The sequence below is a fragment of the Stutzerimonas stutzeri genome (assembly GCF_019090095.1).
In the GTDB taxonomy this organism is placed as follows: domain Bacteria; phylum Pseudomonadota; class Gammaproteobacteria; order Pseudomonadales; family Pseudomonadaceae; genus Stutzerimonas; species Stutzerimonas stutzeri_AN.
The window spans coordinates 1873050-1887277 of the sequence record NZ_JAGQFP010000002.1; the positions used below are offsets into that span (position 1 = coordinate 1873050).

At 64.8% G+C, this 14228-nt stretch carries 9 protein-coding genes; 5 read left to right on the forward strand and 4 right to left on the reverse strand.

Going from position 1 to position 14228, the window contains the following annotated elements:
* Positions 1–54 precede the first annotated feature (54 nt).
* Together KVO92_RS18380 and KVO92_RS18385 are read right to left on the reverse strand one after the other, a co-directional pair.
* Positions 55–978 (reverse strand): MalM family protein, encoded by a 924-nt coding sequence (locus KVO92_RS18380; RefSeq protein ID WP_217476961.1) that lies wholly within the window; start codon positions 976–978, stop codon positions 55–57.
* Between the two features lie 159 nt (positions 979–1137).
* On the reverse strand, positions 1138–2427 hold the full coding sequence (locus KVO92_RS18385) for a maltoporin (protein WP_217476962.1): 1290 nt from the start codon (positions 2425–2427) through the stop codon (positions 1138–1140).
* A 392-nt stretch (positions 2428–2819) separates the two neighbouring features.
* Here KVO92_RS18385 and KVO92_RS18390 point away from each other — a divergent pair, with 392 nt between their 5' ends.
* Together KVO92_RS18390 and KVO92_RS18395 are read left to right on the forward strand one after the other, a co-directional pair.
* The gene (locus tag KVO92_RS18390; RefSeq protein WP_217476963.1) at positions 2820–4499 is read left to right on the forward strand and encodes a glucan 1,4-alpha-maltotetraohydrolase domain-containing protein; all 1680 of its coding nucleotides are present in this window, start codon (positions 2820–2822) and stop codon (positions 4497–4499) included.
* 216 nt (positions 4500–4715) lie between these two features.
* Positions 4716–6746 carry a methyl-accepting chemotaxis protein gene (locus KVO92_RS18395; protein ID WP_217476964.1) on the forward strand — a complete coding sequence of 677 codons (2031 nt, stop codon included), beginning with the start codon at positions 4716–4718 and terminating at the stop codon, positions 6744–6746.
* 142 nt (positions 6747–6888) lie between these two features.
* On the opposite strand, the gene KVO92_RS18400 is transcribed toward KVO92_RS18395, so the two are convergent.
* Complete coding sequence (locus tag KVO92_RS18400; RefSeq protein WP_217476965.1) at positions 6889–7992, reverse strand: hypothetical protein; 1104 nt, start codon at positions 7990–7992, stop codon at positions 6889–6891.
* Positions 7993–8129: 137 nt separating this feature from the next.
* On the reverse strand, positions 8130–10214 hold the full coding sequence (locus KVO92_RS18405) for an alpha-amylase (RefSeq protein WP_217476966.1): 2085 nt from the start codon (positions 10212–10214) through the stop codon (positions 8130–8132).
* Positions 10215–10464: 250 nt separating this feature from the next.
* Here KVO92_RS18405 and malE point away from each other — a divergent pair, with 250 nt between their 5' ends.
* The 3 genes from malE (at position 10465) to malG (ending at position 14189) form a co-directional block, all read left to right on the forward strand.
* Positions 10465–11652, forward strand: coding sequence for a maltose/maltodextrin ABC transporter substrate-binding protein MalE (malE, locus tag KVO92_RS18410; protein ID WP_217476967.1), 1188 nt, complete (start codon positions 10465–10467; stop codon positions 11650–11652).
* 71 nt (positions 11653–11723) lie between these two features.
* A complete protein-coding gene (malF, locus tag KVO92_RS18415; protein WP_217476968.1) occupies positions 11724–13286 on the forward strand; it encodes a maltose ABC transporter permease MalF in 1563 nt (520 codons plus the stop codon).
* Positions 13287–13298: 12 nt separating this feature from the next.
* Positions 13299–14189 (forward strand): maltose ABC transporter permease MalG, encoded by an 891-nt coding sequence (gene malG, locus KVO92_RS18420; protein WP_217476969.1) that lies wholly within the window; start codon positions 13299–13301, stop codon positions 14187–14189.
* The last annotated feature ends 39 nt before the right edge of the window (positions 14190–14228 follow it).

Sequence of the window (14228 nt, forward strand, 5' to 3'; positions counted from 1 at the left end):
GTAGCGACGCACCCGGTCCTGTCCGGGACCGGGTGGAGGGTTTTGCGGCGCCGGCTATTTGATCTGGATGCGCTCCAGCAAATAGGCCCGCGCTTCGCTGTCGCCGATGCGAACCGCTTCGTCCGCCAGGCGCAGTGCGCGTTCAAGGTCCTGGCTGGCCAAGGCCGCGTCGATGCCCTGGCGGTAGTAGGCCTGGGTTTCCGGCAGGACGGCCGGAGCGGGGGTGGAGGGCACCTGATTGCCCATCTCGCCGCCGATGCTGTAGGCGGGTACGTAGGTGTTGGCCTCTTGGCCGGCGGCGCGGTCTTCGATCAATACCATCTTGATCACACCGACCGGCGAATGCTTCGCCACCGGATCGGGGATGCTCGGCGGCTCGTTGCCCAGCGCCTTGGCGTACGCCTTCGCCGGGTGCTGCAGGGTGGTCTGGCCGTCGCTGTCGCGCTCCGAGGCGAAAATCACCAGGTAGCGTTCGTTGCCGGGGTTGTCCAGGTAGAGCCGGTCGACCCGCAGGCGGGCATCGAGGCTGTCGCCCTTCATGCCTTCGGCCGGTACGTAGGTGAAATCGTCGGCGTCGAGCAGGCGGGTCATGCGGAACTGACTGTCGAGCAGCATGACGCTGGGCGCCAGTACCGTGTCGCCCGCCTGGCTGAACAGGCGAATCTCGAAGGATTTGCTGTCGCGCGGCAGGGCGAATGCGCGGAAGAAGCTCTTGCCGGTCTTGAAGGGGTAGGCCGGGGCGGAAGCATCCAGGGTCACGTTACCGGAGAAGTTGGCCGGCAACGGTTGAAAGGGGAAGGTCTTGATCGCGTCGCAGCAGATCGGAGCGTCAGCCAATGCCTGGCGAGCGCTGTGTATCGGCATGTCCAGTGGAGCGGGCGTCTGTGCCAGCGCATCCACACGGCGAAGCGGTTGGTTGCCGCAACCGGCTGCCAGCAGCACGGCCAGGCCCAGCAGGGAATATCGCAGCGTTTTCATGATCAACACTCCAGTCGCCAATCGAAAAGACCCCGACCAGCCATGGTCGGGGTAAAAGCACCGCCGGAACGGTGGGAGCGAAAAAAGAGAGAGTGGCCGGACCGGGCGGCGTGCAACGGGAGGAGAGGGACCGCTGCGCGCCGCCGGACCGTCAGGCGCTTACCACCAGGCCTCGGCTTGTACGCCGAAGGTCAGGCCGTCGTCGTCGCCGGCGTCGATGGACTCGCTAGCCGCCTGGTAGCGGCCACCGTCCCACTTGGCGTAGGTGGCGAAGACGCGGATCTGCGGACGGGCCCAGAAGCTGCGGCCGGCGGACCATTGCTGGGCCAGGGTGAGTTTCTTCAGATCGCGGCTGCGCTCGCCATCGGCCTGCGGGTCGACACGGTCGTAGCCGAATTCCAGCGCGGTGCTCATGGTCTCGTTCCACTTGTAGACCGGGCGCACGCCAAAGGAGAGCCATTTCTGGCCGGAGTCGTTGTCGAAGTCTTTGTCTTCGTAGATCTGCACGTACATCATTTCGACGTTGTCGGTCAGGCCGACCACGCCCTGGTTGACCAGGCGGAACATGTCGCCATCGCTGTTGCCGGTGTTGTTGCGACCGCTGCTGCCGATGATGCCGTCGGTGCCGTACTGCAGGGCGAGCTTGTTGTAGCCGCCGAACCAGTTGCCCTGAGTGTGCTCGAGGGTGACCATGTGGCCCTTCTGGTCCTGATAGCCGTCGTCACGCTCTTGCAGGTCGGTCAGGTTGGCCTTGCCGTAGTCGTAACCGATTTCCAGCTTGCCGTTGGGGTTGACGTCGATTTCGGCGACACGGAAATCCAGGGTGTCGTTGGCGATGTTGGTGCCGGTTCCCGAGCCTTGATAGGTCCACTCACCATCGGTGTTGCGGATCCAGGCGATGCTGGCCTTGCCGAAGCCCAGGTCGATGTCTTCGATACCGGCACCGGGGCCGGATACGTCCCAGTAGTAGTAATCGTTGATATGCACGTCGTGGCGCTTGTAGTAACGCTTGCCCGCCCAGATGTCGGCGCCTGGCAGGCTGGAGATCAGGTTCTTGCCCACCACGTTGAACTGGCGGATGGCAACGTCGCCGCCTTCATCGAAGGGGTTGTTGGCATCGCCATTGGTGTCAGTACGGGTGGCTTCCCAGTCGTTCGCCTGGCGCGAGTTGTAGGCGATCATGCTGTCGACGTAGAAGCTCTGTTCGCCTTCCTTCCAGACTTCCTGGCCAAGACCGATCTCGGCGTAGGTTTCGCATTCGTTGCCCAGACGGTACTTGGCCGGTGCGCCGGCTGCCTGGAAACAGGCCTGATCGCCACCCCCTGCGGTCGCACCGACGCCGGAACGCATGTAGCCATGGAAATCCACCGCGTACGAAGGCATCGCCGCCAGCAGGGCGGTGCAGAGCAGGGTGGGCTTTAGATAACGCACGGATTGTTGCGGAGTCATCGCGAAAGTCCTTTGTTCTTTTTGTTGGTCAAGTGCGACCGGCGAGGTTTTGCCAGCCGTGCGCCAACGGTCGCTCCGGGTGAAACCGGTTTGGGCTGACGGCGGTTGAAAGCCTGCGATTCGGCGAAGATCGCGACATCCTCCCGGGCGGTTTTTTTTCAGGCGGAGCGGCAGGGCGTAGCGGGGGAGGAGGTCGGGCGACGCGACGGCCGCGCGGATTACGCCTGGCCACTAAGCCTCGAATAATCCGGTTGGGGAGGTATGGCCGGGCAGGCGTGCGGGGCAGGCTGTGGCGGTCGGTGATGGGGTTGTCACCGACTGCGCCCGGCCGTCCGGGAAGCCGGTGGCCGTTGTCGGGTGCTCACAACAACTACAAGAGTGGAGCTACTTCGATGAGACATGCTTTATCTTCGACCCGCCTGGCCTTGGCGGTTTCTTCCCTGTTGCTGACCCTGGGCACGGCCCACGCCGCCGATCTGGCCGGCAAGAGCCCGGCTGGCGTGCGCTACCACGGCGGCGATGAAATCATCCTGCAGGGCTTTCACTGGAACACGGTGCGTGAGGCACCCAATGCCTGGTACGACAGGCTCCGCGAGATGGCGCCGACCATCGCCGCCGACGGCTTCAGTGCCATCTGGATGCCGGTGCCCTGGCGTGACTTTTCCAGCTGGAGCGACGGGTCCAACTCCGGTGGCGGAGAAGGCTATTTCTGGCACGACTTCAACAAGAACGGCCGCTACGGCAGCGATGGCCAGCTCAAGCAGGCGGCGGCCGCGTTGAACGCCGCGAAGGTGAAGGTGCTCTACGACGTGGTGCCCAACCACATGAACCGCGGCTATCCGGACAAGGAAATCAACCTGCCGGCCGGCCAGGGCTTCTGGCGAAACGACTGCAACGACCCCGGTAACTATGCCAACGATTGCGATGATGGCGACCGCTTCATGGGCGGCGATGCGGACCTCAACACGGCCAACCCTCAGGTCTTTGGCATGTTCCGGGACGAGTTCGCCAACCTGCGCGGGAACTACGGCGCCGGCGGTTTTCGCTTCGACTTCGTCCGGGGGTATGCCGGCGAGCGGGTCGACAGCTGGATGAGCGCGGCCCATGACGACGCCTTCTGCGTGGGCGAGCTGTGGAAGTCGCCGAGCGAATACCCGAGCTGGGACTGGCGCAACACGGCCAGCTGGCAACAGGTGATCAAGGACTGGTCCGACCGGGCCAAGTGCCCGGTGTTCGACTTCGCCCTCAAGGAGCGGATGCAGAACGGCTCGATCGCCGACTGGAAGAACGGCCTCAATGGCAATCCCGACCCGCGCTGGCGCGAAGTGGCGGTGACCTTCATCGACAACCACGACACCGGCTACTCGCCGGGGCAGAACGGTGGCCAGCATCACTGGGCGCTGCGTGACGATCTGGTGCGCCAGGCCTATGCCTATATCCTCTCCAGCCCCGGTACGCCGGTGGTGTACTGGTCGCACATGTACGACTGGGGACAGGCTCCGCTGATCCGTCAACTGATCCAGATCCGCCGCGCCGCGGGCATCCGGGCGGACTCGGCCATCGAGTTCCACAGTGAGTACTCGGGCCTGGTCGCGACGGTGCAGGGCACGGCGCACACTCTGGTGATCGCCCTGGGCTCGAACCTGGACAACCCGGGCCAGGTCAGCAGCGGCAGCTTCAATCAGGCGCTGAGCCAGGACAATGGTCAGGTGCGGATCTGGACCACTGGCGACAACGACGGCGATGGCGGTGAAGACGGCGGCGACAACGGCGCGCTGGTCAGCGTCAACTTCCGTTGTGACAACGGCGTCACCCAGATGGGCGATAGCGTCTACGCGATCGGCAACCTGACGCAGCTGGGCAACTGGAACCCGGCCAATGCGGTCCGCCTCACCGATGTCAGCAACTACCCGACCTGGAAGGGCAGCATCAGCCTGCCGGCGCAGCAGGCGGTGGAATGGAAGTGCATCGTGCGCAGCGAAGCCAATCCGACCCAGGTCAAGCGCTGGCAGCCGGGCGGCAACACCCGCTTCACCAGTGCGGCGGGCGCCAGCACCAGCGGTTCCTTCTAACCGACGCGCGCCGGCTCCGGTCGGCGCGACCGTCTGCTGGCCGGAACCGCTGCATGGGCCGGTCAGGGTGGAGATTCGCCATCCAGTACGCCTGCCCTACGCCTGGGTGCTCCTCCCTTCAGGGGTGGCGGGGGGAGGATGTGTGGATGCCCGGCCCAAAGGATTCTGGCGCGACAACAACAAGTCGTCGCGTTCGCTGTCGCGCCAGGAGCTTTCATGTCCGCCCAATTGCGTTTTTCCCTCTTTCGACTCGGCTTCCTGCCGCGCCTCTATCTGCTGATTGCCGCACTCGTCGTCTTGCTCATGCTGGTGACCGGTTCCAGCCTGGTGGCGATCGGCCGGTTGCAGGACAACGCCGGGCAAATCTCCACCACGGCCTCACGCCTGCTGGTCAGCGAGAGTTTTTTCAGCACCTTGCAGAGCCTGACGCAAAACCTGTCCGACGCGCTCGCCGAGGACCGGCCGGAGCAGCTCGATGCCTTTATCGAGCGCCACCGCGACCTGCATCAGCGGGCGGTCGAAAAGCTCGACGAACTCGATGGTCTGACACCGGGCCACACCGATGCCAAGCAACGGCTGAGCGAGTTGTTGCCGGAGCTCGACCGTCGCAGCCTGGCGCTGATCGACGCGCACCGTGGCCTGCTCCAGCGCGTCGAGCACAATGCCGTTGGCCTGCGTGACCTTCAGTTGGAGTTCTCGCGCCTCAAGCAGGATCTGTTGCAGGCCCAGTTCGTCACCCACGACGACCTGGTGGCCTATTCGATCAAGCAGTTCATCATCCCGCTCGAGCAGGTCGAGGCGACGATGTTCGATGCGATCGGCAGCGCCTCGCCCAGCAAGCTCGACGAAGCGGCCGCCACGGTGGCCGCACGCTTGCCCGACTTGCAGAAGAAGCTCGACAACGTGCTGATGGACCTGGCCCCGCACCAGGACAGCCGCACCGATTACGCGCACAGCTTCCGCCCGCCGTTCGACGCCATCCAGCGCCAGCTTGAGGTCACCGGGCAGGGCGCGGTCGGGCAGTACTACGCTTGGCTTCGCGACAAGCAGGCCAACCGCGAGCAGAAGGACCAGCTCAGCGGCTTGCAACGCCAGGCCCGCGACGATATCGGCACGCTCATCGCCAGTGCCCAGCAGGCCAGCGACGAACAGCTTGCCCGGGCACAGGACACCTATCGGCTGGGTGTGATCCGGCTGCTCTGGATGGCTGCGCTATCGATCGGGATCGCGCTGTTCATGGGCCTGTGGCTGAGCCGCACCATGCGCGTTGCGCTGGGTGCCGTCACCGGTACCTTGCAGCACCTGGCCTCAGGCGACCTGCGCGACCAATGCAGCTACCGCAAGGCCGACGAGTTCGGTCGCGTCAGCGAGCACGTCAATCGGGTCGCCGCCAACATGCGCGATGCACTGGCGCAGCTCGGGCGCAACGCCGACGAGCAGGACGAAATCGCGCGGCGCAATGCAGAGGCCTGCAACCAGGCGCGCGCCGGCCTCGAGCAGCAGCGCAGCAGCATCGGGGCGCTGGTCGCCAGCCTGACCGAGCTGGAAACCAGCTTCGGCGAGGTCGCTCATCACGCCGGCGAGACGGCAGCGCGGGTCGGCAGCGTCGAAACCCTGGCCCGTCAGGGCAGTGAACTGATGAGCGACACCCGCGAGAGCACGGCCAGCCTGGCGCGCCAGTTGGAGGCGAGCGTGGACGAGATCGCCAATGTCGAGGTGCTGAGCGAACAGATTGGAGAAATTCTCGTCGTCATCCGCGGCATCGCCGACCAGACCAATCTGCTGGCACTCAACGCAGCCATCGAGGCGGCGCGCGCGGGCGAGCAGGGACGCGGCTTCGCCGTGGTGGCCGACGAGGTGCGCGGACTGGCGCAGCGCACGGCGAAGTCGACGGGAGAGATCCAGCAGCGCATCGAACGCCTGGCGCAGGGCATCGCCTCGGCGGTGCAATCAGTGGAGAAGAGCCGGGTGCAGATGCAGGCCAACCTGGATCAGGTCGGTACGGCCGACCAGCTGATGCAGGACATCCGCCAGCAGGTAGAGCACATCGCCACCATGTCCCGCGAGATCGACTCGGCGACCGGGCAGCAGCGTCTTGCCGCCGAGGAAGTCTCGCGTGGAATGCATGAGATCGACGCTGCGGCCGAGCAGAACATGGGCAGCGTCGTGGCGATCAGCCAGAGCAGCGATCGCCAGGCGCGCATGTCGGCCGAACAGCAGGCGCTCTGCGCGCGCTACTACACCTGATCCCGGCAGCGGTATGGCGATGATGGCCAGCCAAGGTGCGCCAGGCGGCGCCGATGGGTTGAGGCCCTAGGTCCTTTCGTCAGTTCGATCGCTTCGCTAATGGCCGGGGCCGAGTCGCTCAACGGGTGAGCGACTCGCTCGTTCACGGCTGCGGCGTGGCGCCAGGCACCTGCCAGCCGATCGCCTGCGCTTCTGCACGCTCGAACTGGGCCAGCAAGGCGGTACGGCTGGCGCCCTGTTCGCCTGCCAGGGCGCCACAGCGATGCAGATCGTCGTAGCGGGCGTCGGCCATCTCGCGCAGCCAGGCGAGCCGTTGCAGCGTCAGGGGTGTGCAGGTCTGGCCGTCCAGGTCATCGGCCAGATCCAGGCGATGCGAGCGCCATGCCTCGCACAGGTATAGCGCTTCCGCCGAGCCGGACAATGCGCTTTGCCAACGCGCGATGACAGCGTCCAGCCGCTCGAGCACGGCGGGCGTCGCACCCCGCTGATCCAGTTCATGGCGCCAGCGCTGGTAGTGCTCCAGGGCGATGGATTTTTCCAGGCGGAATGCCGCCAGGGCGCGGTCGCTGCCCAGCCGTTCCTGCCCCAGCAGCCAGGCGAAGAACTGCCGTGTTTCGAACCGCTCGACCGGGTGGAAGCCCGGCCCGGCGAGGCCGTCGCTGTTGAACTCGCGCAAGGGGTCGAAGCGGTACAGGTAGCCGAAATCGAACAGGCGGATACGCCCGTCATCGAGCACGTTGCCAGGGCACAGGTCCCACTCGAACAGACCGTGGGAGGCGAGGGTGATGACGGTGTCGAACAGGTCGGTCAGGCGCGCTTCGTTCCAGTCGGCGACCACCTCGCCATCGATCCAGGGCGACAGCAGTACGCCGTGTCTGAAGCTGGCGTAGCAGGTGTCGACGATACCCGCGAGCCGTTCGGCCAGTTCCGGCCGTGCCTTGAGCGCGCGCAGGTCCGCACGCCGCTGGACCTCGTTGAGGAACGAGGTCTGACCGTCGGCGTTCTGTACCAGGCAGCGTTCGCGGGCGCGCTTGAGCGTCCAGCTGCGCCCCTGTGCTTCGACCCGGTAGACGTGCGCGGTAAGCCCGCCGGACAGGACCCGGCTGACATAGGCTTCACTGCCGTCGGTCGAGGCCAACGTGGCGAGGGGCAGCGGGCAGTCGTCCGGGTGGCCGACCTCCAGCTCCGCACCGCTGCTGACGAAGGCCAGTTGAGCTTGCTGGCGGGCGTTAAGGGTTGCGTTCATGACGAGGCATTCTCCGATCGGTGCGGCTATTCAGGGCCGGCGCGTGGCCGGATGGACTGCAAGCGGGGTTTGGCGGTGTGTCGCGTCGTGGCGGGAAGCCCCGCAGCCCCGCTGCCGGGGCCGCAAGGCGTGCGCGCTCAACGGTGGACTGACGCGCCGGCCTGTACGACGACCACGCGATCCGCGCCGAGGACTCGCGAGAAGGCGTAGGGCTGGGTCGACAGCCGCGCATGGCGTCCGGCGCCGATGGCCGGGTGGCGGGCGCGGAACTGGCCCAGTGCGCGCCAATGGTCGAGCAGTGCCGCGACGTCCGGTTGGGCCTGCTGCGCCCAGTTCATGTCCGAGCGGGTGCCCTGGAAGGGATCCGAACCCGTCGGGCCGAACCGACGGGCGCTTTCGTCGCCATAGAAGATTTGCGCGGTGCCCGGCGCCAAAAGCAGGGCATTGGCCAGCCCGCGTTGCAGCGCCAGGTCGTTACCGGCCTGTTGGGAGAACAGCGCCGTATCGTGGGATGAGCCGTAGTTCATGAAGTTGTGGTCGGGATGCTCGGCCAGCAGGCTGGCGTAGGCCGCGTACGTCGGCTCGGCCTTGGCCAGGCATTCGCTGGCCGCTGGCGCTGCGTCGGTCTGGAAGGCGAAGTTGATCAGCGCGTCGAAGCCGTTGTCCTGGTAGGCGCTGGTTTCGGGGCCATGGCCGAACACTTCACCGACCATCCAGAACGGCGAGCCGGCGAAGCGGTCGTCCGGGTGCGCAGCCGACCATTCGGCACGGGCGCGGTCCGCGGCCTGGCGCAGCTCGGCCCAGGCCGCCGGTTCGACATGCATCACCGTATCGGCGCGAAAGCCGTCGACGCCGTATTCGCGTACCCAGTCGGTCAGCCATTCGACCAGGTAGTCGCGGACCCGATAGCCGTCGCGCGCTACCGCACCGGTGGGTTGCTTGTGCTGCAGGAAGACCGGCAGCCCGACGGGCTCGTCGCGTTCGGTCTTGAAGTCGGGCAAGAAGCTCAGCGAGCCCTTGACCGGGTCGACCAGGGCGCTGGGTGGCTGGTCGTAGTCACCGAGGCCCGACCGCACCCAGTCCTTGCCCCACCACTTGACCCAGTCCGGGTGCTGGTAGTCGATCAGGTTGTGGTAGGCGTGGAGGTTTTCGTGGGGCTCGGGTTGCCAGCGCGTCCATTGCGCGGGCAGGTATTGCGCCATGCCGTCGCGCAGTCCGCCGAAGCCGAACGTCTGCATGTCGGCCAGGGTCGAGTAACCGGGATGGTTCATCACCACGTCGAACAGCACGCGGATGCCGCGGGCGTGTGCTTCGGCCATCAGGTTTCGCAGGTCGGCCTCGCTGCCCATGTTGGCGTCCAGCTCGGTGTAATCGAGCGCGTAATAGCCGTGGTAGCCATAGTGGCGGAAGTCGCCCTTGTCGCCGCCGCCGACCCAGCCATGAATCTGCTCGTAGGGGGCGGTGATCCAGACGGCGCTGACGCCGAGTTCGGCCAGGTAATCGAGCTTGCTGGTCAGGCCCTTCAGGTCGCCGCCGTGAAAGGTGCCGATTTCCTCTGCTCCGTTCGGATCGCGGCCATAGCTGTGGTCGTTGGACGGGTCGCCATTGGCAAAGCGGTCGGTAATGACGAAGTAGACGGTCGCGTTACGCCAGTCATGGGCGGCTTCGGCAGGCGCGTCGGCCGCCTCGAGCAGTAGCAGGCCATCGCTGCCGGCGGCCGGGGTCAGGGTGACCCGGCCGTCACGCACCGTCGTGGCCTGGCCGCTGTAGGCGTCGCGAACCCGTTCGCCTTCGGCGAACACGCCATCGACCTTGAGGCTCACCGGCTCGCCCTGCCAGACCGCGCAGGTGATACCCGGCTTGGCGGGTTTGGCTTCCTTTATGGGCAGCAGACGCAGGCTCGCGTTTTCGCCGGTTTCGACGATCAGCCGATACCGCCCCGGTGCGGGAACGTCGAAGCGCAACGCAGTGTCTTTGTCCAGCGTCTGCTTGCGGTAGGGCGTCAGCGGCTGCGACCGTTCCGCATCGGTGGCGCCCAGTTCGAGCCTGCCAACGGGCAGCGTCAACTCGGTGCTGTAGCGCTCGGGCTGCATTTCGCGCCAGCGAAGGTCAATGGGTTGGTCGGCGATACGCGCCGTGATCGAGGGCTCGGCCAAGGCCAGCTGGGCGGGAAGGGCAATGGCTAAGGCGAGCAGGTGACAAGCGGGCGTCCGGCGGTGCATGGTGTCGGTCCGTTTTGTTGTTTTCGCAACATTTAACATCCGACTGCCAACCAAGTGCAGGCGTAACGCGGCATTTCGCAGGCGGAATTTGTCTTCATCCCAGACGCGGTCTACGCCCTGTCTCTACGCCCTCCCTGGGCAGGCGGGGGAGGATGTGCGCCCCGGGTCGCTGGCCGATTATGCGGGAACTGCGAATGCCCAAGGGCTGCAGCGTGTGGGATCAACAATAAGAAGCCACGAGGAACAGGAAATGAACAAAACGCTGTGGGGTATGGCCGCGATGGGTCTGGCTGCGACCTTCAGTCTTCCGCTGCCGGCAATGGCCGCGATCGAGGAAGGCAAGCTGGTCATCTGGATCAACGGTGACAAAGGCTACAAGGGATTGGAAAAGGTCGGCCAGAAGTTCACCGCCGAAACCGGTATCCCAGTCGAAGTGGCGCACCCGGACAGTGCCACCGACAAGTTTCAGCAGGCCGCGGCAACCGGTAACGGCCCCGACATCTTCATCTGGGCACACGACCGCATCGGTGAGTGGGCCAAGAGCGGGCTGATCACGCCGATCACGCCGAGTGGAGAAACCAAGAGCGAAGTGGCTGATTTCGCCTGGGACGCGGTGAGCTACGGCAACAAGCTGTGGGGCTACCCGATCTCCGTGGAAACCATCGGCCTGATCTACAACAAGGCGCTGGTCGACACGCCGCCGAAGAGCTTCGATGAAGTCTTCGCGCTCAATGAAAAGCTCGCTGCCAACGGCAAGCGCGCCATCCTCTGGGACTACAACAACACCTACTTCACCTGGCCGTTGCTGGCAGCCAACGGCGGCTACGTATTCGAGAAGACCGACGCTGGCCTGGACGTCAAATCGACCGGCGTAAACAATGCCGGCGCCAAGCAGGGCGGCAAGGTGCTCGCCGAGCTGATCGAGAAGGGTGTGATGCCCAAAGGCGCTGACTACAGCGTCGCCGAAGCAGCCTTCAACAAGGGTGACTCGGCCATGATCATCAGCGGGCCGTGGGCCTGGAGCAACATCGAGAAGAGTGGCATCGACTTCGGCGTGGCGCCGATCCCGTCGATCAATGGCGAGCCCGGCAAACCTTTCGTGGGTGTCACGGCTGCGACCCTCAATGCAGCCAGTCCGAACAAGGACCTGGCGGTCGAGTTCCTGGAGAACTACCTGCTCGAGGTAGACGGCCTGCAGACCGTAAACGCCGATGTTCCGTTGGGAGCCGTGGCGAACAAGGCCTACATGGACGAGCTGTCGAGCAACCCGCACATCAAGGCGACCTTCGAGAACGCGCAAATGGGCGAGCCCATGCCGAACGTTCCGGAGATGGGGATCTTCTGGTCGTCCATGGCGGCCGCGCTGACCAACATCACCTCGGGCCGGCAGACTGTCGATGCCGCCCTGGATGATGCCGCCAAGCGCATCACCCGCTGACATCGTCGCCGATCACCGGTCGCCGTATCGCGACCGGCGATCTACTCTCCAGGTTAGAAAGGTTCCCCGTCGTGAATGCCCTTGCCGAGTTGCCCAGCCCTGCCATGACTACCCATACAAGGACGCTTCATCCCTCGTTGAAAGCCGGGCTGCGCTGGCTGGTCTGGCTTACCTTCAACGCGCTCTCGCTGTACCTGGTCGTGGCGCTGTATGCCCAGCAACAGCTGGCATTCGCCCTGCTCGGTCTGGTCGTGACGGGAATCGCCAGTTTCGTGTTCATCAGCCGCCGTACCTATGCCCATCGCTATATCTATCCGGCGGTGGCGGGGATGCTGGTGTTCGTCATCTTTCCGCTGCTGTACACGGTGGGCATCGGTTTCACCAACTTCAGCGGCAGTAACCTGCTGAGCCAGGAGCAGGTCAAGCAGTATCATCTGAATCAGACCTACCTGGCCGGCGAGCGCTACCGGTTCAGCCTGTTTTCCAGCCCCGAGGGTGACCGCTTTCGCGTCGACAAGGGCGAGCAGGGTGTGTTCGTCAGCGATCCGCTGACCGGCGAGCCGAATGCTGAAGAGCCCCTGGCGATGCAGCCGGCCGATCAGGTCGCCGATCTGGGCAAGGCATTGCCGCTGCGCGATGTCATCCAGCGCCGCGAGCAATTGCAACAGTGGGTCATGCGCGGCCCGGACGGCAGCCTGCTGCGCCTGTATGGCCTGCGCGAAGTCGCCGCGGTGCAGCCGCTCTACCGGCAGGCCGAGGACGGCGTGCTGATCAATAACAAGACCGGCGAGCAACTGACGCCGAACCTGGAAACCGGCTTCTATGTCGACGGCGACGGCAAACCGCTGGCGCCTGGCTTCGCGGTGTTCACTGGCTTCGACAACTTCACCAAGGTATTGACGGATCCGAGTATTCGCGAACCCTTCGTGCAGATCTTCATCTGGACGGTGGCCTTCGCCGCCCTGACGGTACTCTTCACCCTGGCCGTCGGCCTGGTGCTGGCGAGCCTGCTGCAGTGGGACATGGTGCGTGGCAAGCCGTTCTACCGGGTCATGCTGATCCTGCCTTACGCTGTGCCGGCATTCATCTCGATCCTGGTCTTCCGCGGCCTGTTCAACCAGAACTTCGGCGAGATCAACCTGCTGCTCGACACGCTGTTCGGGATTCGCCCGGACTGGTTCAGCGACCCCACGCTGGCACGCGGCATGATCCTCATCGTCAACACCTGGCTCGGTTATCCGTACATGCTGCTGCTGTGCATGGGCTTGCTGCAGGCCATCCCGCGCGATCTTTACGAGGCCTCGGCGATGGATGGCGCGACGCCGTTGGACAACCTGCTGAAGATCACCCTGCCGCTGCTGATCAAGCCGCTGGCTCCCTTGCTGATCGCGAGCTTCGCGTTCAATTTCAATAATTTCGTGCTGATCACCCTGCTGACCCGCGGCGGGCCCGACATCATCGGCGCGACCACGCCGGCCGGTACCACCGATCTGCTGGTCAGCTACACCTACCGCATCGCTTTCCAGGACTCTGGACAGAACTTCGCCCTGGCGGCCGCCATCTCCACGCTGATCTTCCTGCTGGTCGGTGCCATGGCCTGGCTGAACCTGAAACTCTCGAAAGTGAAAGTGTGAGGAAAACCGGACATGGCCATCGTTCAAGCTAAATCCGTCAAATACCGCCTCTGGCTGGCGCACGCTTCGCTGCTCGTCTTCATCGCATTGATCGTGTTTCCGTTGCTGATGGTGGTGTCGATCTCGTTCCGTGAAGGAAACTTCGCCACCGGCAGCCTGTTTCCCGACCATCCCACGCTCGAGCATTGGTCGCTGGCGCTGGGCATCCCCTACACGCACGCCGACGGCACGGTGACCCAGCCGCCGTTCCCGGTGCTGTTGTGGTTGTGGAACTCGTTGAAGATCGCGTTGATCAGTTCGGTGCTGATCCTGATGCTCTCGACCACCAGCGCCTACGCCTTCGCCCGCATGCGCTTCCGTGGCAAGGCGCCGATCCTCAAGGGCATGCTGATTTTCCAGATGTTCCCGCCGGTCCTGTCACTGGTCGCCATCTATGCCTTGTTCGATCAGCTCGGCCAGCACGTTTCCTGGCTCGGCGTGAACAGTCACGGGGCGGTGATCGTCGCTTCGCTGGGCGGCATGGCGCTGCATATCTGGACGATCAAGGGCTATTTCGAAAGCATCGACGGTTCGCTGGAAGAAGCGGCCATCGTCGACGGTGCGACCACCTGGCAGGCGTTCTTCCATATTCTGCTGCCGATGAGCGTGCCGATTCTGGCGGTGGTGTTCATCCTCGCCTTCATCACCAGCGTGACCGAGTACCCGATCGCCTCGGTGCTGCTGATGGATGTCGACAAGCTGACCCTGGCCGTCGGGGCGCAGCAATACCTGTATCCGCAGAACTACCTCTGGGGCGACTTCGCCGCGGCCGCGGTGCTGTCAGGCCTGCCGATCACGGTGGTGTTCCTGTACTGTCAGCGGTGGATCGTGGGCGGACTGACCGCTGGTGGCGTGAAGGGGTAGGGCTCGCGCAGCCGAGATCGATGGAGCAGGTGACCCGAC

What these genes read in the sequence shown, in the direction of transcription:
- KVO92_RS18380 (WP_217476961.1), bottom strand. Translation starts at nt 978, where the DNA reads ATGAAAACGCTGCGATATTCCCTGCTGGGCCTGGCCGTGCTGCTGGCA.
- KVO92_RS18385 (WP_217476962.1), bottom strand. Translation starts at nt 2,427, where the DNA reads ATGACTCCGCAACAATCCGTGCGTTATCTAAAGCCCACCCTGCTCTGC.
- KVO92_RS18390 (WP_217476963.1), top strand. Translation starts at nt 2,820, where the DNA reads ATGAGACATGCTTTATCTTCGACCCGCCTGGCCTTGGCGGTTTCTTCC.
- KVO92_RS18395 (WP_217476964.1), top strand. Translation starts at nt 4,716, where the DNA reads ATGTCCGCCCAATTGCGTTTTTCCCTCTTTCGACTCGGCTTCCTGCCG.
- KVO92_RS18400 (WP_217476965.1), bottom strand. Translation starts at nt 7,992, where the DNA reads ATGAACGCAACCCTTAACGCCCGCCAGCAAGCTCAACTGGCCTTCGTC.
- KVO92_RS18405 (WP_217476966.1), bottom strand. Translation starts at nt 10,214, where the DNA reads ATGCACCGCCGGACGCCCGCTTGTCACCTGCTCGCCTTAGCCATTGCC.
- malE (WP_217476967.1), top strand. Translation starts at nt 10,465, where the DNA reads ATGAACAAAACGCTGTGGGGTATGGCCGCGATGGGTCTGGCTGCGACC.
- malG (WP_217476969.1), top strand. Translation starts at nt 13,299, where the DNA reads ATGGCCATCGTTCAAGCTAAATCCGTCAAATACCGCCTCTGGCTGGCG.